20 protein-coding genes are annotated in these 20,165 nt (G+C 62.9%); 14 read left to right on the top strand and 6 right to left on the bottom strand.

Annotated features, from left to right (window positions below):
• The 9 genes from narH to LQ249_RS18235 all read left to right on the top strand — a co-directional run bounded on the left by narH (position 1) and on the right by LQ249_RS18235 (position 9,758).
• Positions 1-1,539: a nitrate reductase subunit beta gene (gene narH, locus LQ249_RS18270; RefSeq protein ID WP_017849323.1), complete on the top strand. Its 1,539-nt coding sequence runs from the start codon at positions 1-3 to the stop codon at positions 1,537-1,539.
• Positions 1,540-1,541: 2 nt separating this feature from the next.
• On the top strand, positions 1,542-2,297 hold the full coding sequence (gene narJ / locus LQ249_RS18265; protein WP_046383085.1) for a nitrate reductase molybdenum cofactor assembly chaperone: 756 nt from the start codon (positions 1,542-1,544) through the stop codon (positions 2,295-2,297).
• Positions 2,290-2,970 (top strand): respiratory nitrate reductase subunit gamma, encoded by a 681-nt coding sequence (narI, locus tag LQ249_RS18260; protein WP_017849321.1) that lies wholly within the window; start codon positions 2,290-2,292, stop codon positions 2,968-2,970. The genes narJ and narI overlap by 8 nt, the downstream gene beginning before the upstream one ends.
• Before the next feature lie 10 nt (positions 2,971-2,980).
• Positions 2,981-3,907: a peptidylprolyl isomerase gene (locus LQ249_RS18255; protein ID WP_232565743.1), complete on the top strand. Its 927-nt coding sequence runs from the start codon at positions 2,981-2,983 to the stop codon at positions 3,905-3,907.
• A gap of 1 nt (position 3,908) precedes the next feature.
• The gene (gene moaA / locus LQ249_RS18250; protein WP_017849319.1) at positions 3,909-4,895 is read left to right on the top strand and encodes a GTP 3',8-cyclase MoaA; all 987 of its coding nucleotides are present in this window, start codon (positions 3,909-3,911) and stop codon (positions 4,893-4,895) included.
• 293 nt (positions 4,896-5,188) lie between these two features.
• Complete coding sequence (locus LQ249_RS18245) at positions 5,189-7,189, top strand: ribonucleoside triphosphate reductase (protein WP_017849318.1); 2,001 nt, start codon at positions 5,189-5,191, stop codon at positions 7,187-7,189.
• A 31-nt stretch (positions 7,190-7,220) separates the two neighbouring features.
• Positions 7,221-7,376: an anaerobic ribonucleoside-triphosphate reductase gene (gene nrdD / locus LQ249_RS31535; RefSeq protein ID WP_017849317.1), complete on the top strand. Its 156-nt coding sequence runs from the start codon at positions 7,221-7,223 to the stop codon at positions 7,374-7,376.
• Positions 7,373-8,068: an anaerobic ribonucleoside-triphosphate reductase activating protein gene (locus tag LQ249_RS18240; protein ID WP_169850799.1), complete on the top strand. Its 696-nt coding sequence runs from the start codon at positions 7,373-7,375 to the stop codon at positions 8,066-8,068. Before nrdD ends, LQ249_RS18240 begins: the two co-directional genes overlap by 4 nt.
• 70 nt (positions 8,069-8,138) lie before the next feature.
• Positions 8,139-9,758 carry a methyl-accepting chemotaxis protein gene (locus LQ249_RS18235; protein ID WP_057006082.1) on the top strand — a complete coding sequence of 540 codons (1,620 nt, stop codon included), beginning with the start codon at positions 8,139-8,141 and terminating at the stop codon, positions 9,756-9,758.
• Between the two features lie 873 nt (positions 9,759-10,631).
• Here LQ249_RS18235 and LQ249_RS18230 read toward each other — a convergent pair.
• The 4 genes from LQ249_RS18230 to LQ249_RS18215 are packed head-to-tail and all read right to left on the bottom strand — an operon-like array spanning position 10,632 to position 13,689.
• Positions 10,632-11,984: a 4Fe-4S binding protein gene (locus tag LQ249_RS18230; protein WP_128192651.1), complete on the bottom strand. Its 1,353-nt coding sequence runs from the start codon at positions 11,982-11,984 to the stop codon at positions 10,632-10,634.
• Entirely contained in the window at positions 11,981-12,820 is an 840-nt protein-coding gene (locus tag LQ249_RS18225; protein ID WP_046383091.1) for an FTR1 family iron permease, read from the bottom strand. Before LQ249_RS18225 ends, LQ249_RS18230 begins: the two co-directional genes overlap by 4 nt.
• Before the next feature lie 15 nt (positions 12,821-12,835).
• Positions 12,836-13,159, bottom strand: a complete 324-nt coding sequence (locus LQ249_RS18220; RefSeq protein ID WP_017849310.1) for a cupredoxin domain-containing protein — start codon at positions 13,157-13,159, stop codon at positions 12,836-12,838.
• On the bottom strand, positions 13,159-13,689 hold the full coding sequence (locus LQ249_RS18215) for an iron transporter (RefSeq protein WP_017849309.1): 531 nt from the start codon (positions 13,687-13,689) through the stop codon (positions 13,159-13,161). The genes LQ249_RS18220 and LQ249_RS18215 overlap by 1 nt, the downstream gene beginning before the upstream one ends.
• 180 nt (positions 13,690-13,869) lie before the next feature.
• Between LQ249_RS18215 and LQ249_RS18210 the strand changes: the two genes are divergently transcribed.
• On the top strand, positions 13,870-14,079 hold the full coding sequence (locus LQ249_RS18210) for a DUF3079 domain-containing protein (protein ID WP_017849308.1): 210 nt from the start codon (positions 13,870-13,872) through the stop codon (positions 14,077-14,079).
• Between the two features lie 76 nt (positions 14,080-14,155).
• Positions 14,156-15,316, top strand: a complete 1,161-nt coding sequence (locus LQ249_RS18205; RefSeq protein ID WP_057006080.1) for an alpha-hydroxy acid oxidase — start codon at positions 14,156-14,158, stop codon at positions 15,314-15,316.
• 193 nt (positions 15,317-15,509) lie between these two features.
• Here LQ249_RS18205 and LQ249_RS18200 read toward each other — a convergent pair whose 3' ends face one another.
• Both LQ249_RS18200 and LQ249_RS18195 read right to left on the bottom strand, forming a co-directional pair.
• Positions 15,510-16,436, bottom strand: coding sequence for an alpha/beta hydrolase (locus LQ249_RS18200; RefSeq protein ID WP_057006079.1), 927 nt, complete (start codon positions 16,434-16,436; stop codon positions 15,510-15,512).
• Between the two features lie 122 nt (positions 16,437-16,558).
• Entirely contained in the window at positions 16,559-17,710 is a 1,152-nt protein-coding gene (locus tag LQ249_RS18195; protein ID WP_046385251.1) for a GGDEF domain-containing protein, read from the bottom strand.
• Between the two features lie 114 nt (positions 17,711-17,824).
• On the opposite strand from LQ249_RS18195, the gene LQ249_RS18190 reads away from it, so the two are divergent.
• The 3 genes from LQ249_RS18190 (at position 17,825) to imuA (ending at position 20,159) form a co-directional block, all read left to right on the top strand.
• Positions 17,825-18,412 carry an NUDIX domain-containing protein gene (locus LQ249_RS18190; RefSeq protein WP_017849304.1) on the top strand — a complete coding sequence of 196 codons (588 nt, stop codon included), beginning with the start codon at positions 17,825-17,827 and terminating at the stop codon, positions 18,410-18,412.
• A gap of 515 nt (positions 18,413-18,927) precedes the next feature.
• Positions 18,928-19,545 carry a transcriptional repressor LexA gene (lexA, locus tag LQ249_RS18185; RefSeq protein WP_017846678.1) on the top strand — a complete coding sequence of 206 codons (618 nt, stop codon included), beginning with the start codon at positions 18,928-18,930 and terminating at the stop codon, positions 19,543-19,545.
• Complete coding sequence (gene imuA / locus LQ249_RS18180; RefSeq protein ID WP_126588303.1) at positions 19,545-20,159, top strand: translesion DNA synthesis-associated protein ImuA; 615 nt, start codon at positions 19,545-19,547, stop codon at positions 20,157-20,159. The genes lexA and imuA overlap by 1 nt, the downstream gene beginning before the upstream one ends.
• Positions 20,160-20,165 lie beyond the last annotated feature (6 nt).

Below are 20,165 nucleotides of genomic sequence, written 5' to 3'. Positions count from 1 at the left end.
ATGAAGATTCGCTCACAGATCGGCATGGTCCTGAACCTGGACAAATGCATCGGCTGCCACACCTGTTCCATCACCTGCAAAAACGTCTGGACCAGCCGTGAAGGCATGGAATACGCCTGGTTCAACAACGTCGAGTCCAAGCCCGGCATCGGTTACCCGAAAGAATGGGAAAACCAGGACAAGTGGAAGGGCGGCTGGGTGCGCAACGCCAACGGCTCGATCAACCCGCGCATCGGCGGCAAGTTCCGCGTGTTGGCGAACATTTTCGCCAACCCTGACCTGCCGAGCCTGGACGACTACTACGAGCCGTTCGACTTCGACTACCAGCACCTGCACACCGCGCCTTTGGGCGAGCACCAACCGACCGCGCGTCCGCGCTCGCTGGTGTCCGGCAAGCGCATGCAGAAAATCGAGTGGGGCCCGAACTGGGAAGAAATCCTCGGCACCGAGTTCGCCAAGCGCCGCAAGGACAAGAACTTCGACCAGATCCAGGCCGACATTTATGGCGAGTACGAAAACACCTTCATGATGTACCTGCCGCGCCTGTGCGAGCACTGCCTCAACCCGGCGTGCGCGGCCTCGTGCCCGAGCGGTGCGATCTACAAGCGTGAAGAAGACGGCATCGTGCTGATCGACCAGGAAAAGTGCCGCGGCTGGCGCATGTGCATCAGCGGCTGCCCGTACAAGAAGATCTACTTCAACTGGAAGAGCGGTAAATCCGAGAAGTGCATCTTCTGCTACCCGCGCATCGAAGCCGGCATGCCCACCGTGTGTGCCGAAACCTGCGTCGGCCGGATTCGCTACCTCGGTGTGCTGCTCTACGACGCCGACCGCATCAGCGAAGTGGCGAGCACCGCCAACGAGCAAGACCTGTATGAGAAACAGCTGGAAATTTTCCTCGACCCGAATGACCCGGCGGTGATTCGCCAGGCCCTGGCCGATGGCGTGCCGCAGTCGGTGATCGACTCGGCCCAGCGCTCGCCGGTCTACAAAATGGCCGTCGATTGGAAACTCGCACTGCCGCTGCACCCGGAATACCGCACCTTGCCGATGGTCTGGTACGTACCGCCACTGTCGCCGATCCAGAACGCTGCCGCCGCCGGCACCGTGGGCATGAACGGGGTGATCCCGGATGTCGACAGCCTGCGCATTCCGCTGCGTTACCTGGCCAACCTGCTCACCGCTGGCGATGAAAAACCGGTCAAGCGTGCGCTCAAACGCCTGTTGGCGATGCGTGCCTACAAACGCTCCCAGCAAGTCGACGGCGTGCAGGACCTGCAAGTGCTCGAAGACGTCGGCCTGAGCGTGGAACAGGTGGAAGAGATGTACCGCTACCTGGCGATCGCCAACTACGAAGACCGCTTTGTGGTGCCGAGCGCGCACCGTGAAGACGCCATGAGCGACGCGTTCGCCGAACGCTCCGGCTGTGGCTTCAGCTTCGGCAGCGGTTGCAGCGGCAGCTCCGACACCAACATGTTCGGTGCCAAGAAGGCCAACCGTCGCGACGTGTTGAAAACCGTACAGATCTGGGAGGACTGAGCATGCGTATTCTCAAAGTGATTTCGTTGCTGCTGGACTACCCCACCGAAACCCTGGTGAGCGGCCGCGACGAACTGGAACAGGCGATCATCGAGTCGCGGGAGATCAGCCCCAAGCAGCGCGGCGCGTTGTTCGAGTTGCTCGAGCTGATCTGCGCCAATGACCTGATGGACGGCCAGGAACACTACGGCGCGCTGTTCGGCCGTGGGCGCTCGCTGTCGTTGCTGTTGTTCGAACACGTCCACGGCGAGTCCCGCGACCGTGGCCAGGCCATGGTCGACATGATGGCCCAGTACGAAGAGGCCGGGTTTGCCATCGGCGTCAAGGAACTGCCGGACTATATCCCGCTGTACCTGGAGTTCCTCTCGACCCGCGAAGACATCGAGGCCCGCGAGGGCCTGGCGGATGTCGCGCATTTGCTGGCGCTGCTCGCCGCACGCCTGGACGAGCGCGAGAGCGCCTACGCCAGTTGCTTCCGTGCGTTGCTGCAGATCTCGGGTGCCGAGCCGCACCAGGCCGTGGCCGAACTGCGCGCGCAGGTCGCCGCCGAGCCGCGTGACGACTCCCTCGAAGCCCTGGACAAGATCTGGGAAGAGGAAGCGGTGGACTTTATGCAGGCCGAACAACAAGACCGTTGCAGCTCGATGCCCAGCGCACCGGGCAAAGCCCGCGAAGAAAGCGCGGTGCCGTTGCACTGGGTGGATTTTCAGCAAGAAGGGCAGGCCGCAGTGCCGGCCACGGAGGTGGGTAATGTCTAAGTGGAATTTGCTGGTATTCGGGGTGTACCCCTATGTCGCCCTGGCGATCTGCCTGTTGGGCAGTTGGGCGCGGTTCGACCTGTCGCAGTACACCTGGAAGGCTGGCTCCAGCCAGATGCTCAACAACCGTGGCATGCGCGTGGCGAGCAACTTCTTCCACATTGGCGTGCTGTTCGTGCTGGCCGGGCACTTTGTCGGCCTGCTGACCCCGGCGTCGGTCTATCACCATGTGATCAGCACTGAACACAAGCAGTTGCTGGCGATGGTCTCCGGTGGCGTCTTCGGCCTGCTGTGCCTGGTGGGTTTGCTGATGCTGGTCAAGCGCCGCCTGGGCGACCCGCGTGTGCGGGCCACGTCGAGCCCGTCGGACATCCTGATCCTGCTGGTGCTGCTCGCGCAGTTGGTGCTCGGTTTGCTGACCATCGTCGCGTCCACCGGGCATATGGACGGTTCGGTCATGGTGATGCTCGCCGACTGGGCGCAGAACGTGGTGCTGTTGCGGCCAGTGGACGCGGCGGCGTCGATCGAGCCGGTCAGCCTGATCTACAAGGCGCATGTGGCGCTGGGCTTGACCCTGTTCGTGCTGTTCCCGTTTACCCGCTTGGTGCATATGGTCAGCGCGCCGATCTGGTACCTGGGGCGTCGTTATCAAATCGTGCGGCAGAAGTATTGAGGAGAGCGTCATGACAACTGGATGCGGATGTGGTGGCGGTAATGGCGGCAGCGGCGGTTGCGGCTCGTCGGTCAAAGAACCGGTGGTGGCCGAGGTTGCGGCCCCGGCTCTGTTCGAGGAACTGAAGACGCCTGAGTTGATCGCCAGCAGTGAACAGGAATGGCCGATCATCAGCGTCAACGGCGTGCCCGTCACGCCGGAGGCCATGGCCCTGGAGTTGCAATATCACCCGGCCGAAAGCCGCGAGGAGGCGGTGTATCTGGCCGCCCGTGCGCTGGTGATCCGCGAGCTGTTGCAGCAGCGGATCGCCGAGCTGGGCCTGGCGGTGGAGATCGCCGCCGGCGAGAACGAAGAAGAAGCCGCCACGCGCTTGCTGCTCGAGCGTGAGGTCAAGGTGCCTGAGTGCGACGAGGCCACCTGTGTGCGCTACTTCGAGAACAACCGCGGGCGCTTTCACAGCGCGCCGTTGCTGGCGGTGCGGCACATTCTGCTCGAATGCGCGCCGGACGACGCCGAGGCGCGCCATCTGGCGCACGGCCAGGCGGAAGTGCTGCTGCTGAACCTGAACGAGCAGCCCGGCCAATTCGCCGAGCTGGCCCTGCAGTATTCGGCGTGCCCGTCCAAGGCCCAGGGCGGTTCGCTGGGCCAGGTGAGCAAGGGCCAGACCGTGCCCGAGTTGGAGCGTCAGTTGTTCACCCTCGCGCCGGGCCTGGCCGGCAAGCCGCTGGAGAGTCGTTATGGTTGGCATGTGATCTATGTCGATCAGCGTATCGAAGGCCAACCGCTGCCGTATGAAGCGGTGGCGGTGGCGATCCGCACCCAGTTGCAGCAAGGCGTGTGGCAAAAGGCATTGGTGCAGTACCTGCAAACCCTGATCGGCGCGGCGGACATTCGTGGCATCGCGCTGCAGGGCGCCGACTCGCCGCTGGTGCAGTGACATGAGCCTGGTGGATGGGGTGGGCCGTTCGATCGATTACCTGCGCTTGTCGGTGACCGACCGTTGTGATTTCCGCTGTGTGTACTGCATGGCGAAAAACATGACGTTCCTGCCGCGCCAGCAGGTGCTGACCCTGGAAGAGCTGGAACGCCTGGCCGCGCTGTTCGTCGGCCAGGGCGTGCGCAAGATCCGCCTGACCGGCGGCGAGCCGTTGATCCGCCCGGGCATTGTCGGGTTGTGCCGCAATATCGCGGCACTGCCGGGCTTGCGCGAACTGGTGATGACCAGCAACGGCTCGCAGTTGGCGCGCCTCGCGCAGCCGCTGGTGGACGCCGGGGTCAAGCGCATGAACATCAGCCTCGACAGCCTGGATGCGCAGCGCTTTCGCGCGATCACCCGCAACGGTGATCTGCGCCAGGTGCTGGACGGTATCGAGGCGGCGCGAGAGGCCGGGTTCGAGCGGGTCAAGCTCAACTGCGTGGTGATGAAAGGGCGCAACTTCGATGAAGTGCCGGCGCTGGTGCAGTACGCGATCGACCAAGGCATCGACATCAGCTTTATCGAGGAAATGCCCCTGGGCGACGTGGGCCGCTCCCGCGGCGAGACGTTCTGTGCCAGTGATGAAGTACGCAGCGTGATCGCCCGTCACCATGCCTTGCTCGACAGCACCGAAAACAGCGGCGGCCCGGCGCGCTATGTGCGCCTGGCGCGGCATCCGGGCACGCGCATCGGCTTTATCTCGCCCAACTCCCACAACTTCTGCGGCAGTTGCAACCGCGTGCGGATGACCGTCGAAGGGCAGTTGCTGCTGTGCCTGGGGCAGGACAACGCGGTGGACTTCCGCGCTTTGCTGCGGCGTTACCCGTTGGACGACGCGCCGTTGATCGAGGCGTTGCACAAGGGGTTGCGGGGTAAGCCGCTGCGCCATGATTTCACCGGGGCAGGGGAGGTGCAGGTGGTGCGCTTCATGAATATGAGCGGCGGTTGAATGTGGCAGGGGACTTGCTGTAGCAGGGAACTTACTGTGGGAGGAGGCTTACTGTGGGAGGGGGCTTACTGTGGGAGGGGGCTTGCCCCCGATAGCAGTGTGTCAGCCAGTACATGCATGACTGATCCACCGCTATCGGGAACAAGCCGAATCGTCGCACCGCCCCTCCCACATTTTGATCTTCGTTCAGACTTGACCTTGATCAATGGCAGCCCAAACGCTTGACCGTAATATCACTGCATATTGTGTTTCAAAGATTTATTAAATCTATATGTAGTGTCTGGAGCCTTCCAATGCAAAGTATGCTCAGCCCGCTGGTCAGTAACCGCCTGCACAAACGCGACGGTAGCCTCGTTGCCTTCGACGCCGAAAAAATCCGTCAGGCGCTGATCGCCGCCGGCAATGCCACCGGCGAGTATCGGGAGGCCGAGGTCGACCTGTTGCTCGGTGCGGTACTGGCGCGGCTGCGCGGCATCGAACGGCTGGATGTGGAGCAGATCCAGGACAGCGTCGAGCGGGTGTTGATGGACGCCGGTTACTTCCTGTCGATGCGCGCGTATATCGTCTACCGCGAACAGCACGGTCGCTTGCGCCGCGACCGCAAGACCCTGGTGGAAGTCGCCACCTCGATGAACGAATACCTCGACCGTGAAGACTGGCGCGTGCAGGCCAATGCCAACCAGGGGTATTCCCTCGGCGGGCTGGTGCTGAACGTGTCGGGCAAGGTCACTGCCAATTACTGGCTGGACGAGGTCTACAGCCAGCAGATCGGCCGCGCACACCGTGAGGCGGATCTGCATATCCACGACCTCGACATGCTCGCCGGCTACTGCGCCGGTTGGTCGCTGCGTTCGTTGCTGCACGAAGGCCTCAATGGCGTGCCGGGTCGCGTCGAAGCGGGGCCGCCCAAGCATTTGAGCAGTGCCCTGGGGCAGATGGTCAACTTCCTCGGCACCCTGCAAAACGAATGGGCCGGCGCCCAGGCGTTCAGCTCGTTCGACACCTATCTTGCGCCTTATGTGCGCAAAGATCAGTTGAGCTATCCCGAGGTGCGTCAGGCGGTGCAGGAGTTCATCTACAACCTCAACGTGCCGTCGCGCTGGGGCACCCAGACGCCATTCACCAACCTGACCTTCGATTGGGTCTGCCCGGAAGACTTGCGCGAGCAGGTGCCGGTGATCGGTGGTGAGGAAATGCCGTTTGCCTATGGCGACCTGCAAACGGAAATGGAGCTGATCAACCGCGCCTACATCGAAGTGATGCAGGCCGGGGATGCCAAGGGGCGGGTGTTCACCTTCCCGATTCCGACCTACAACATCACCCATGATTTCCCCTGGGACAGCGAGAACGCCGACCGCCTGTTCGAGATGACCGCGCGCTATGGCCTGCCGTATTTCCAGAACTTCCTCAATTCGGACATGCAACCCAACCAGGTGCGCTCCATGTGCTGTCGCCTGCAACTGGACGTGCGTGAGCTGCTCAAACGCGGCGGCGGGCTGTTCGGTTCGGCGGAGCAGACCGGCTCGCTGGGCGTGGTGACAATCAACTGCGCGCGCCTCGGTTACCTGTTCAAGGGCGACACCAGCGGCTTGCTGCAACGCCTGGACAGCCTGATGGAAATGGCCATGGAAAGCCTGGAGGTCAAACGCAAGGTGATCCAGCACCACATGGACGCCGGGTTGTACCCCTACACCAAGCGTTACCTGGGGACGTTGCGCAACCATTTCTCCACTATCGGCCTCAACGGCATGCACGAGATGCTGCGCAATTTCACGGATGACACGCAGGGCACGCACACCGAAGAAGGCCGCGCGTTCGCCCTGCGCCTGCTCGACCATGTGCGCGCCACCTTGCTGCGCTTCCAGGAAGAAACCGGTCACCTCTACAACCTCGAAGCCACACCGGCGGAAGGCACCACCTACCGCTTCGCCAAGGAAGACCGCAAGCGCTACCCGGACATCCTGCAAGCCGGCAGCCTGGATGCGCCGTACTACACCAACTCGTCGCAACTGCCGGTGGGCTTCACCGAAGACCCCTTCGAAGCCCTCGAGCTGCAAGACGAACTGCAATGCAAATACACCGGCGGCACCGTGCTGCACCTGTACATGGCCGAACAGATTTCCTCGGCGCAGGCCTGCAAGCAATTGGTGCGCAAAGCGCTGGGGCGTTTCCGCCTGCCGTACCTGACCGTGACCCCGACCTTCTCGATCTGTCCGGTACACGGCTACCTCGCCGGCGAACACGAGTTCTGCCCCAAGTGCGATGAGATCCTCGCGCTTGCCGCCCAGTCTTGAACCTGTTTTTCAACCCGCAAGGAGATTCACCATGCAAACATCCCAGCCACAACGTCAGCGCTGCGAAGTCTGGACCCGGGTGATGGGTTACCACCGGCCGGTGTCCGCGTTCAACCCCGGCAAACAGTCCGAACACAAGGAGCGTGTTCACTTTACCGAAGCGGCTTGCGCGGCCGGGCGCCAATGAGTCGAATGCTACGGGTTGGGGGCATGGTGCCCCTGACCACCCTCGACTACCCCGGCATGCTCGCTTGTGTGCTGTTCTGCCAGGGTTGTGCCTGGCGCTGTCGTTACTGCCATAACCCGGACCTGATTGCACCGCGCGGTAGCGCGGAGATCGATTGGCGCCGGGTTTTGCTGTTTTTGCAGCGCCGCCAGGACCTGTTGGACGCAGTGGTGTTCAGCGGCGGTGAGCCGACCTTGCAGGAAGGTTTGCCAGCGGCGATGGACGAGGTACGCGCCATGGGCTTTCGCGTGGGCCTGCACAGTGCGGGGATCAAACCGGCAGGCTTTGCCAATGCGCTGCGCCATGCCGACTGGGTGGGCTTCGATGTGAAGGCCCTGGTCGAGGACTATCAACTGGTCACCCAGGTCAAAGGCAGCGGCGTCGCCAATTGGCGCAGTTTGGAGACCTTGCTGGCCAGTGGCGTGGACTACGAGTGCCGCACCACGGTGCATTGGCATCTGATTGATACGTCGCGCCTGCTGCGCCTGGCCCAGCGTTTGCAAGCCAGTGGTGTCAAGCGCTTCGCCGTGCAGATGGTCCGCACGGCAAGCATGCTCGATGAGCAACTGCCGATTGCCCCGGCACAGATGGCATTGCCGGAGTTATGGGGCTGCATGCGCGAGTTGTTTCCGGCTTTTGTATTACGAGGGTGACCGATCGCCCTCCCAGGATTTTTAAAGATGCTGCCCGTTTCGGGCAGGTATTCATCAAGGAATGTTTAGAATGACGCAGTTAACCACGGCACAACGCATTGTCATCGGCTTCGCGATTGCGCCGCTGGCTCTGGTCGGTTTGGTGTTTTACGCCTTGCACGACCTGGCAACCCTCAAGCAACAGTCCGAACAGATCGTGCAGCAGGACTGGCCGAAAATCGCACCGATCATGGTGATCGCCACCGGCGTGCGCGATAACGGGCGCCACACCCGCGACCTGCTGATCGACCAGGATAACCAGCAGGCCCAAGAGGCCATTGGCACCACCCGGCAACGTATTACCCAGGCGTTCGCCGCCCTGGAGCCACTGTTCGATACCGCCGAAGGCAAGGCGGCCTATGCCGCGTTGAAAACCCATCGGGAAACCTACGTCGCGGCCTTTACCCAGGTGCAGGCGCTGATCAAGCAGGGCGCCCGCGAGCAGGGCCTGGCCCAGCTCAAACAGCAGGTGGTGCCGGCCGAGCTTGAGGTGTTCAAGAGCCTCGATGCGTTGATGGCCATGCAAGGCCGACTGTTCGTCGAGCGCGAGCAGGCTGCGCAAATTCTCTACGACGATGCGCGCCGCACGATGATCGGATTATTCCTGCTATGCGTGAGCCTGGTCGTGGCGGCCGCCGTGATCGTCACGCGCAGCGTCACCCGGCCTTTGGGCGGCGAGCCGGACGAGGTGGCGCGGGTGCTCAGCCATATCGCCCAGGGCGACCTGACCATCGAGGTGCCGCTGGGCAACAGTGCCGACGGCAGCGTGATGCGCAACCTGCACCAGATGCAGCAGAACCTCAACCAGATGGTCCGGCAGATCGCCGCCTCGGTGGATGGCGTGGCCAGTTCATCCGAAGAGTTGAGCGCAGTCAGCAGCCAGACCAGCAGCAGCCTGCAGTTGCAGGGCCAGGAAATCGAACAGGCCGCCACCGCAGTGAACGAAATGACCGCCGCCGTCGATGAAGTCGCGCGCAACGCGGTGAGCACCAGCGAAGCCTCACGCCTGTCGGAACAGACCGCCCAGCTTGGGCGGGCGCAGGTGCAGGAAACCGTGGCCTCGATCAACACCCTGGCCACCGGCGTGGTGGAAACCTCCGAACGCATCCAGCAACTCGCCGGCCGCGTGCAAGACATCAGCGGCGTGCTGGATGTGATCCGCAGCATCGCCGACCAGACCAATCTGCTGGCTCTCAACGCCGCGATCGAAGCGGCCCGGGCCGGCGATGCTGGGCGCGGTTTTGCGGTGGTCGCCGATGAAGTGCGCGCCCTGGCCCATCGTACCCAGACCTCGACCCAGGAGATCGAGCAGATGATCGGCAACATCCGCCAGGACACCGAACACGCCGTGGCCGCCATGCACAGCAGCAGCGAACGGGTGCAGGCGACCTTGGGCGTGGCGCAACGCTCGGGGGAGGCGCTGGATGAAATCACCCGCTCGATTTCGCAGATCAATGAGCGCAACTTGATGATTGCCAGCGCCACCGAAGAACAGGCACTGGTGGCGCGGGAAGTGGATCGCAACCTGGTGGGGATTCGGAACCTGTCGCAACAGGTATTGCAAGGGGCCTTGCATACCGAAACGGCGGGGCATGATCTGGCGGGGATGGCGGGGGAGCTGCATCAGACGGTAGCGCGGTTTAAGGTTTAGACGGTGTGCATGTCTGTTATTTAGGTAACGGCGGCTGCTGAGTACATATCCGTTTTTTAGGTAACGGCGGCTTATGGTTCCGCTCTTACAGCGGGTCACTTTTGGCAAACGCCCCAAAAGTAACCAAAAGGTCTTTGCCCCACCACTCGGTGCCTCGCCTAGGCTCGGCATGCCCGAACGCAGGCTTTGGAGCGTGGGCCGCCGTCATGGGCCATCCCTGGCCCAGGACGGCTAACCCGGCGTCCTGCCGGGTTACCCACGCTCCAAAGCCTGCGTTCGGCCAGCGTGGTTAACGGGGCGCCCCAGATCAAAAGCCAAAGCAAGGCGGCCTTATAGCCGACCTGATACTGGAAGCCGAACTCGGTCAGAAATGTGGGAGGGGGCTTGCCCCCGATAGCAGTGTGTCAGCCAATACATGCATGACTGATCCACCGCCATCGGGGGCAAGCCCCCTCCCACATTTGGATATCCATGGATCAGATAGACCTTATTCTGCTCTGGCTCTGGCTCTGGCTCTGGCTTTTGATCTTGATCTTGATCTTAGGCGCCCCGTAAAACCACGCTGGCCGAACGCAGGCTTGAATCCGTGGGCAACCCGGCAGGACGCCGGGTTAGCCGTCCTGGGCCAAGGATGGCCCATGACGGCGGCCCACGGATTCAAGCCGGAGTGAGGGCACACCGAGCACTAGCGAGGTGCCGAGTGGTGGGGCAAGAGCCCTTTGGTTACTTTGGGGCTTTTCCAAAGTGACCCGCTGTAAGAGCGGAACCATAAGCCGCCATTACCTAAAAAACGGATATGTACTCAGCCGCCATAAGCCGCCATTACCTAAAAAACGGATATGCACTCAGCCGCCATCACCGAAAAAACGGCACTCAACCCCACCCCCAAAACTGCAACCACCACCCACACCCCACCAACCCCGTACTCAGCACCACGCACAACCCCGCAAGGCAACGCGACCAGCGCCCAACCCCCCGAAGCTGCCGCCACCCCAACCACAAACACCACCCAACCGCCGCAATCAACAACACCGCCCGCGCCGATTGCACCCAAGCCAACCCCAACCCCTCATACCGCAACAACTTCACCGTGGTCGCCGACAACCCCAGGAACAAACCCGCACCACCGAGGGGCGTCAGCGTCAGCGCCAAGGGCCGAAACAGTGCACGATCACCCGCCACCCACGCGGCCAACCGCAGCAGCAGCCAACAGCCGCCCCCCAATACCAACGAACTCCCCCCCAGATACAACACAATGCACAAGCCATCCAACCAACTGAAGCTGTCATTGAGCTGCGGATAATGAGTGAGCAGCCACCACGGCGCGTTGTCTTGCAGCGGCCACAGCCAGTCATGGCCGACCAGCCACGTCGCCAGGGTTTGTTTGAGCGCGATAAACCACGGACTGACGGTCCATTGAAACGCCCCCATCGCCAGGCCGATCACACCAAACAGCAACAGCCGCGCGTCCCACGCCGAGCCTTGCTGATGGGGCGCCTGCAGGATCTCCTGATTGCACGAGCGGGCGATCAGTTGCACCGCGCCGCGTTGCCCGCTGCAACGGCCGCAGGCATGGCACTCGCTGGCCCCTTGCAGGCGGCGGATATCCAGCAGCGGCGCGCAGTTGGGCAGCGGCAGGCGGGGCGCGTCGTTGGCTTTCCAGCGTTGCTCATCCACCGCGAAATGCACCGGCGCCAGGCGGGCGAGCAGGGCGAAGACGCCGCTGACCGGGCACAGGTACCGACACCACACGCGCTTGCCGCGCACGAACAACAGGCCGACGATCACCGCGCCGAGGGTCGAGCCGCCGAGAATCAACAGGGCCGCCTGGGCGTAGTCATACACGCTGATCAATTGGCCATAGAGGGTGGTCAGGCAAAAGCCCAGCGTCGGCCAGCCGCCCCAGCGCAGCCAGCGCGGAATGCCGAGGCCGCGCCCGTGCTGGCTGGCCCATTCGCTCAGGGAACCTTCCGGGCAGAGCACGCCGCACCACAGGCGCCCGAACAACACCATCGACAGCAACACGAACGGCCACCAGAGGCCCCAGAAGATGAATTGCGCGAGCAGCGTCAGGTTGTTCACCAGGCGCGCCTGGCTGTCCGGCAACGGCAGCAGCGCCGGCAGCACCAGCAGCACGGCGTAGACCAGCACCACCGCCCATTGCACGGCACGGATCAAGCGCCCATGGCGGCGCATGCCATCGCCCAGGCGCTGCAGCCAGCTCATGCCGCGTGCCGCGAACGGCGCAGGCCGTTGCCCACCCACAGCCAATAACCGAGCAGCACCAGCACGGTCACCAGGCTCGGCGCGGCGCGGTAGCCGACAAAGTCAGCCAACATAGCGCCCAGGCCGTGGCTGTCGCTGAGCAGGGTACTGCTGTCCCAGCGGCTTTCACCGAAGCTTGAATAGACCCACTCGGGCATGTCCATCGCCAGCAATTGCCCGCTGATACGGTCCACGGCCGCCACCAGCAAAGCCCCGCCGAGCAGCAGCAACAGCGCTTCGCTGAGGGCGAAAAACAGCGACCAGGAAATGAAGCGCCGCGTACTGCGCAACAACAGCACCGTGAGCCCCGCCAACACCAGGCCCAGCACGCCGCCGATCGCGAACAGGTTCAGCGCCGGGCCCTGCAGACGCGCGCCGGCACCGTACAGAAACACCACGGTTTCACTGCCTTCGCGGCTCACCGCCAACAGCGTCAGTAGCAACACGCCCCAACCGCCCTGGCGCGCCAGGCGTTCATCGGCTTCGCGTACCAGGGTGTTTTTGAGTGTGGCGGCGTGGCGATGCATCCAGAACACCATCTGCACCATCAGGCCGCTGGCCAATAACGTCAGCGCCGCTTGCAGCCATTCGCCCTGGGGGCCGGTCATGGCCTCACCGGCCCACAGCATCAAGCCGGCCAGGCCGGCGGAGCAGAACAAGCCCAGGACCACCCCGGCCCACAGGAAACGCCCCAGGCGCGAGTGCGCGGTCTGGCGGCTGATCCAGACCTGCAGAATGCCGATCACCAGCAGCGCCTCGACGCTTTCGCGCCAGACAATAAACATCGATTGATTCATCAACGGCTCCCGGGGCTATTGGGCGAGGATGCTGCCTTCGGGCAACTGTGGGTTGAACTCGTCAAAGAATGGATACAACCCCGGCGTGAGCGGGTGGATCACGACGAAGGTGGTCACGCCGGGCGATAAGACTTTCTCCACGCGCAGCGGCGTGCTCTCGAATTCGGCCGGGCCTTGGCCGAGGTTGTGCAGCACGATCTTGAAGCGCTCGCCGGCCTTGACCGTGAGTTGCGGCGGGATGAAGTGGCCGTCCTGCAGGGTCAGTTCATAGGTCGGCAACGGCGCCGCCAGGGCCGCGCCGCTCAGCAGCAAGCTGCCCAGCAGCAAGGCGCGCCGCATCAGTAACCGCCTTTCTTGCCGATGCCGGCATAGACGAATTCGTAGTGGACTTCGCAGCGTTCGAACCACGGTGCGACCCCGGTTTCCTTGTCGGTATGGCGGCCCAGGGACTGGTGGCCGCTGGGCGGCAATACGCTGAAGGTCAGGGTGTATTTGCCCGGGCCTTGCAGCTTGACGTTGTCGCCGTAGTGCGGCCCGTCATTGGCGACCATGGCGTGGAAATCACCGGTGATCGGCGTGTCGCTGCCTTGCTTTTTCAACGTAAAGGACAGGTTCAGGTACGGCACGAAACTGCCTTCCTGGAAGCCTTGGGCATTGTCCGCCGTGGCGCGCACATCGGCTTCAAGGTGGACGTCGGAGTCGGCCGTGGCGCGCATCATGCCGGCGGGTGCCATCTCGATCGGTTGCAGGTACACCGCGCCGATTTCCAGGCCTGGGCAGTGCTGCGGCTCGCCGATCGGGTACTCCTTGGCGAACGCCGCAGAGGTGGACAACAGCAGGACCAGGGACACAGTAGAAGGAATACGCATGGAGGCTTCCTGACGGGTGAGGGGGAAAGAACCCGAGTCTAGGAAGGTTGATCGTAAATAATAATGATTCTTGTCAAGTTTCTGCGATATTTCATGTTGGCCAATCTTGACCGCAGTCAAGGCCATGCCCCCTCGAGCAGGTTAGGTTGACTCTATTGTTCGCCGGTAGGGAACCTCATCATGGCCAAGCCTTTTCCGCTGCACCCCAAGCACCCCGAACGCATTTGCTGGGGCTGCGACCGTTATTGCGCCACGACCGATCTGGCCTGTGGCAACGGCGCCGACCGTACCATGCACCCGGCCGAGATGATCGGCGATGACTGGTACGAGCACGGCGACTGGGGACTCACCCCCGAGCCACCTGCCACGGACGAGCCGTCAGCGGCTTGATCAATCAACGCAATGGCTGGTTGTACGGCGGATGGGCGGTTACTCTTCCTACTCAGTTCAGGGAGAGGTGACGCAGATGTCGTTGATCACAACCATCGAAGACTTACGCAAGCTGGCGCAAAAACGTGTTCCAAGGATGTTTTACGACTACGCCGATTCCGGCTCTTGGACTGAAAGCACTTACCGGGCGAATGAAAGCGATTTTGCCCAGATCAAATTCCGCCAACGGGTGGCGCGCAATATCGATAAACGTTCGATCCGCGCCACCATGATCGGCCAGGACATGGCCATGCCAGTCGCCCTGGCGCCCACCGGTCTGGCCGGGATGCAGCATGCCGATGGTGAGATTCTCACCGCCCGTGCCGCTGCTGCCTTTGGCCTGCGCTACACCTTGTCGACCATGAGCATCTGCTCCCTGGAAGACATCGCCGAACAGGTCGGCCAGCCGTTCTGGTTTCAACTCTATGTGATGCGCGACCGCGCTTTTATCGAGCAATTGATCGAGCGCGCCAAGGCCGCCGGTGTCGATGCGTTGGTGTTGACCCTGGACCTGCAGATCCTCGGCCAACGTCACAAGGACCTGATCAACGGCCTGTCGGCGCCGCCCAGACTGACCCTGCCGAATATCCTCAACATGATGACCAAGCCGCGCTGGGTGATGGGCATGCTCGGCACCAAGCGCCATGGCTTCGGCAATATCGTCGGGCATGTCAAAGGTGTGGCGGACATGAGTTCGCTGTCGGCATGGACCGCCCAACAGTTCGACCCGCGCCTGAGTTGGGACGATGTGGAATGGATCAAGAAATGCTGGGGCGGCAAGTTGATCATCAAGGGCATCCTCGATGTGGAAGATGCGCGCCTGGCGGCGAATGCCGGCGCCGATGCGTTGGTGGTGAGCAACCACGGCGGTCGTCAGTTGGATGGCGCGCCATCGAGCATCAGCCAATTGCCGGCGATCGTCGATGCGGTGGGCGAGCGTATTGAAGTGTGGCTCGACGGCGGTATCCGTTCCGGCCAGGACGTGCTCAAGGCCGTGGCATTGGGCGCCAAAGGCACCCTGATCGGTCGCCCGCATTTGTACGGCCTGGGCGCGATGGGTGAAGCGGGGGTGACCAAGGCGCTGGAGATCATCGCCCGCGAGTTGGACGTGTCGATGGCGCTGTGCGGGTATAACGATATACGCGATGTGAATCGCGAAATTTTGCTGCCTGGCACCTTTCCCCAAGGCGCGGGCTGAGCAAAAAAATCGTAAAAAAATAAAAAGAGTTGTCCACGAAAACCGTGGGTATCTCTGTGGATAACTTTGCGAGGGCCCGGCAGGGGTTGGCGATTCAACCCAAGATCAATATTTGATCAACTTCTGGCGCGGGCCAGCATAGGCTGGGTTTGCGCTTGACAGCCCCGCGCGAACCCAGTGCCGAAAACACATTTTATGAGTCGTTGGCGCGCCCGGTTGAGTGGGTGACAACCTGTGTCGGCATCTTCGCTTGCATCAGGTTGTCCAGCGCTTTGCGATAGCTGCGCCCGGCCAGGCTCATGCTGTTGTTGTGGCTGGCGCCGGGCACCAGCAACAGGCGCTTGGGTTCCTGGGCGGCGGCAAATAATTGCTCGCTGAACCGTGGGGGGACGTAGCGGTCGTCCAGGCCGTGGACCACCAGCAGCGGCATATGGATGTCGGCAATCTTGTCGATGGAATCGAATTTCTGCGACAGCAGCCAGCGCACCGGCAAGGCGGTATCCGCCACGGCGGTGGCCACATCCGCCAGGGAAGTGAACGTGGATTCGATCACCAGCCCGCGCACGGGCAAGGGGACCTGCCGGCCCAGTTCAGCGGCCAGGTCGATCGCCACCGCGCCGCCCAGGGAATGCCCGTAGATCAGGCGTTTGCTCGGGTCGGGTTGCAACAGCTGGAAGCGTTCCCAGGCGATGCGTGCGTCCTCGTACACCGTGGTTTCCGAAGGCAGGTCGCCCTGGCTTTGGCCGAAGCCGCGGTAGTCGATGGCCAGCACCGAGTAGCCCAGCGCGTGTAATTGCTCGATGCGGAACAGCTGCCCGGTGAGGTTCCAGCGCACGCCATGCAGGTACAGGATGGCCGGCGCGTCCTTCTTGTCCGCCGGCCACCACCAGCCATGAATGTTCTGTCCCGACTTGAAACTGGCGGGCGTGAGTTCGAACTCCTGCACCGCCTTGGGCAAGCCGCTGTACCAGCTCGCGGTGCCCGGTTCGATGCGAAACACCAGCTCGCGCTCCTTGTGTTGCAGCACGGCGCAACCCACCGGCAACCCGAGGATCAGGATGGCCATGCACAGCAGGGGAAACCAGCGCAGGCCCAGGCGGGAGAGGAAACGAGAAGGCATAAAGGGTCCAGGGCAAAGACGAAGCACGGGTTTTACCAGATGGCCTACGGAGGCAGGAATTATTTCGACGGCCGTCAGTGGGGATTGCTTGCAAAGTATTGCGGCATTCAAGCGTCGTCCGCTCAGGCGAGCGCCACCACCTGCACGCGATTGCGTCCATAGGCCTTGGCCTGGTACAGCGCCTGGTCGGCCTGGGACAGTAAGTATGAGAGGTCGTGGCCTGCCGCCGTGGTGGTGACGATGCCGATGCTCACGCTCAAGAACCCCGGCGTCAGCAGGTCCAGTTCGGCAAACCCGCGGCGGATGCGCTCGGCCACTTCAAACGCCCCGGCCGCATCGCTGTCGGCCAGCAGGCAGGCGAACTCTTCACCGCCGATACGCGCAAACACATCTCCGCTGCGCAGCATGGCCCGCGTCATCTGGCTGAAGGCGATCAGCGCCTGGTCGCCCATGGGGTGGCCGAAGCTATCGTTCAGGCGCTTGAAGTGGTCCAGGTCGCACAGCAGCAGGGCCGCGCTGCGCTGGCGACGGCTGCAGTCGGCCAGCAGTTTTTCGCCCTTGAGCATAAAGGCGCGGCGGTTGCCGGCGCCGGTCAGCGCATCGCTGAAGGCGGCGGCCTTGAAGCGCAACTCGGCACGCTCCTTGACCATCGCCAGCGTGATGTAGGCAATGCCGATGGCATACAGCATCGATTCAAACAGCATGAACGAGAAAAACGGCACGCCTTCACCCCCCGAGGCCTGGGCGTTTTTCAGCGGCAGGCCGGCGTCGGTGATTGCGCGTATGCCATAGAACGCGGTGTGCCAAAGGATCAGCGCCAGCGCGGGAGCGTAGGCAACTTCCAGGGTCGCGCGGTTGCGCCACAGCTCCAGGGCCGACAGCACGCCATAACCGGCCGCCAGCAGCGAATACAGGGTGACCCGCGCCGACAGCGAACCATAGAACTGCGGCAACAGGCACATCAACAGCCACACGCCACACCCGGCAAAGATCCCCGGCAGGCTCGGCTTGCGCTGCACGAAAGCGCGCATGGCGGTCCAGTTCATCGCGGCGCTGAGCAACAGCACGACATTGCCGAGGATCAACGCGACAAAGTCCAGGCCCACGCCGCGCACCGCGATCAGCCCGGTGCCCAGGGTGGCGAGCAGCAGCATGATGCCGAGATAGCCCAGGGTCGGTTCACGGCCACGGCTCCAGGCATGCACGGTGAGCAGGCCCATCAGGCAGAACACGAACACGGCGACTATCAGTAGCGTCGGGATATGCAGCGACATTGCCTTGCCCTTGCAGAGACTTTTTATGGGGCCCGATTGTAGCGGTATGCGACCGGCTTGACGTTGGCGTTGCTGGCGCGACATGCTCCTGCTCCTTTGAGCAAAGGCCCGACCATGGACAACAGCCCCGTTCGCATCACCGCCGAAGAGACGCTCTCGGAGAATTGGTACCTGCTGAAAAAATACAGCTTCGACCTGCGCCGCCGCGACGGCAGCTGGCAGGCCCAGACCCGCGAAGTGTACGACCGGGGCAACGGCGCGACCATCCTGCTGTACAACCGTGCCCAGCGCACTGTGCTGCTGATCCGACAGTTCCGCATGCCCACCTTCGTCAACGACTACCCCGGTTACCTGATCGAAGCCGCGGCCGGGTTGCTGGACAACGCCAGCCCCGAGGAACGCATTCGCCTGGAAGCCGAAGAAGAGACGGGCTATCGCGTGGGGCATGTGGAGAAGATCTATGCGGCATTCATGAGCCCAGGATCGGTGACGGAGCGGATTCACTTTTTCCTCGGCGAATACCAACCGGAGGATCGGGTTGGAATGGGCGGCGGGATCGAAGAGGAAGGCGAGGACATCGAGGTGCTGGAACTGGGGTTCGAGCGGGCGTTGGCGATGGTGGCGAGCGGTGAGATCGTGGATGGGAAGACCATCATGCTGTTGCAGCATCTGGAATTGCGGATGTTGAAAGAGGGATGGTGAGAGTGGGGCGTGTCGATATCCGTTTTCTCAAAAGTAGCCAAAACTAGGCTCGGTGTGCCTCAGATCAAAAGCAAAGCGGCCTTGTAGCCGACCTGACTCGGCGAGCCGAACTCGGTCAAAAATGTGGGAGGGGGCTTGCCCCCGATGGCAGTGTGTCAGTCACTACATGCATGACTGATCCACCGCCATCGGGGGCAAGTCGAATCGTCGCACCGCCCCTCCTACATTTTGATCTCCATGGATCAGATAGAACTCGTTCTGCTCTGGCTCTGGTTTTTGATCTTGATCTTAGGCGCCCCGTCAAACCACGCTGGCCGGAGTGAGGGCATGCCGAGCCTAGGCGAGGTGCCGAGTGGTGGGGCAAGAGCCCTTTGGTTACTTTGGGGCTTTTCCAAAGTGACCCGCTGTAAGAGCGGAACCAATAGCTGCCGTTACCTAAATAACGGATATACACACAACCCCAACCCCGACCCCCGACTACCGGCTCTTGTCAGAAATTTCCCACAAGAGTACAAATGTACTCCATGACAACCCTAACCCCCCGCCGCACCGCCATCCTGACCTTCATCCGCGACCGCATCGCGCAACAAGGCCAATCTCCCAGCCTCGCCGAGATCGCCGAGGCATTCGGCTTCGCCTCCCGCAGCGTCGCCCGTAAACACGTTGTGGCCCTGACCGAAGCCGGCTTCATCGAAGTCAACCCCAACCAGGCCCGTGGCATTCGCCTGCTCAACCCGCCAGCGCGGCCCGAATGGCTGGACGTCCCGGTCCTGGGCCGTGTCGCCGCCGGCTTGCCCATCGGCGCCGATGCCGAAGTCCACAGCCGCCTGCAACTCGACCCGGCCACTTTCGCGAAAACCCCGGACTATCTGTTGCGGGTGCAGGGCGACTCAATGATCGAAGACGGCATCCTCGACGGCGATTTGGTGGGCGTGCGCCGCAGTGCCGAAGCCGTGAACGGGCAGATTGTGGTGGCGCGCCTGGACGGTGAAGTCACCATCAAACGTTTCGAACGCAATGGCGACAGCGTGCGGCTGCTGCCGCGCAACCCCGCGTATCAACCCATCGTGGTCGGGCCCGATCAGGACCTGGCCATCGAAGGCGTGTTCTGCGGCCTGGTGAGGCAAGGCTGATGGGCGCCGTCGTTGCCCTGGACGCGCTGTTCAATGGCGGGCGCGTGTGGAAGGGCCGGCCCGCCGCGCCACCGGCCAGTGTTCACCCCACGGGGCTGGCGGCGCTGGATGCGGTGCTGCCCACGGGCGGCTGGCCGGAGTCGGCCCTCAGCGAAATCCTCATGGCCAAGGACGGCGTGGGCGAACTGCAACTGGTGTTGCCGACCCTGGCGCGTTTGTCGGCGGCGGGGGAGCGCATTGTGTTGGTGGCGCCGCCCTACACGCCGTACCCCCACGCCTGGCAGAACGCCGGGGTGGATTTGCGTCAGCTCGCGGTGGTCCGGGCCGAGGAGCGGGATGCGTTGTGGGCGGTCGAGCAGTGCCTGCGTTCGGGCAGTTGCGGTGCGGTGTTGTGCTGGCCGCGCAAGGCCGATGATCGTGCCTTGCGGCGCTTGCAGGTGGCGGCGGAAACCGGGCAGACCCTGGCGTTTGCCTGGCGCGCCCTGAGTGACGCGCTCAACGCCTCGCCGGCCGCTCTGCGCCTGGCGGTCGACGCCCGGCCCGCGCAAGTGCGGGTGCTCAAGTGCCGGGGCGGGCTGGCCCACCCGGCGCCGATTGCGCTGGCCGGGTACTGAGGTTGG

Origin of the sequence: Pseudomonas sp. 7-41 (assembly GCF_021233075.1) — a bacterium.
Lineage (GTDB): Bacteria > Pseudomonadota > Gammaproteobacteria > Pseudomonadales > Pseudomonadaceae > Aquipseudomonas > Aquipseudomonas veronii.
This window is presented reverse-complemented; position numbering and strand designations above follow the sequence as displayed.

Coding starts and splice junctions, on each gene's coding strand:
- nrdD (WP_017849317.1), top strand. CDS start 7,221: ATGCAAACATCCCAGCCACAACGTCAGCGCTGCGAAGTCTGGACCCGG.
- LQ249_RS18195 (WP_046385251.1), bottom strand. CDS start 17,710: ATGTCGCTGCATATCCCGACGCTACTGATAGTCGCCGTGTTCGTGTTC.
- LQ249_RS18225 (WP_046383091.1), bottom strand. CDS start 12,820: ATGAATCAATCGATGTTTATTGTCTGGCGCGAAAGCGTCGAGGCGCTG.
- moaA (WP_017849319.1), top strand. CDS start 3,909: ATGAGCCTGGTGGATGGGGTGGGCCGTTCGATCGATTACCTGCGCTTG.
- LQ249_RS18215 (WP_017849309.1), bottom strand. CDS start 13,689: ATGCGTATTCCTTCTACTGTGTCCCTGGTCCTGCTGTTGTCCACCTCT.
- LQ249_RS18240 (WP_169850799.1), top strand. CDS start 7,373: ATGAGTCGAATGCTACGGGTTGGGGGCATGGTGCCCCTGACCACCCTC.
- narJ (WP_046383085.1), top strand. CDS start 1,542: ATGCGTATTCTCAAAGTGATTTCGTTGCTGCTGGACTACCCCACCGAA.
- imuA (WP_126588303.1), top strand. CDS start 19,545: ATGGGCGCCGTCGTTGCCCTGGACGCGCTGTTCAATGGCGGGCGCGTG.
- lexA (WP_017846678.1), top strand. CDS start 18,928: ATGTACTCCATGACAACCCTAACCCCCCGCCGCACCGCCATCCTGACC.
- LQ249_RS18200 (WP_057006079.1), bottom strand. CDS start 16,436: ATGCCTTCTCGTTTCCTCTCCCGCCTGGGCCTGCGCTGGTTTCCCCTG.
- narI (WP_017849321.1), top strand. CDS start 2,290: ATGTCTAAGTGGAATTTGCTGGTATTCGGGGTGTACCCCTATGTCGCC.
- LQ249_RS18255 (WP_232565743.1), top strand. CDS start 2,981: ATGACAACTGGATGCGGATGTGGTGGCGGTAATGGCGGCAGCGGCGGT.
- LQ249_RS18220 (WP_017849310.1), bottom strand. CDS start 13,159: ATGCGGCGCGCCTTGCTGCTGGGCAGCTTGCTGCTGAGCGGCGCGGCC.
- LQ249_RS18205 (WP_057006080.1), top strand. CDS start 14,156: ATGTCGTTGATCACAACCATCGAAGACTTACGCAAGCTGGCGCAAAAA.
- LQ249_RS18235 (WP_057006082.1), top strand. CDS start 8,139: ATGACGCAGTTAACCACGGCACAACGCATTGTCATCGGCTTCGCGATT.
- LQ249_RS18245 (WP_017849318.1), top strand. CDS start 5,189: ATGCAAAGTATGCTCAGCCCGCTGGTCAGTAACCGCCTGCACAAACGC.
- LQ249_RS18190 (WP_017849304.1), top strand. CDS start 17,825: ATGGACAACAGCCCCGTTCGCATCACCGCCGAAGAGACGCTCTCGGAG.
- LQ249_RS18230 (WP_128192651.1), bottom strand. CDS start 11,984: ATGAGCTGGCTGCAGCGCCTGGGCGATGGCATGCGCCGCCATGGGCGC.
- LQ249_RS18210 (WP_017849308.1), top strand. CDS start 13,870: ATGGCCAAGCCTTTTCCGCTGCACCCCAAGCACCCCGAACGCATTTGC.
- narH (WP_017849323.1), top strand. CDS start 1: ATGAAGATTCGCTCACAGATCGGCATGGTCCTGAACCTGGACAAATGC.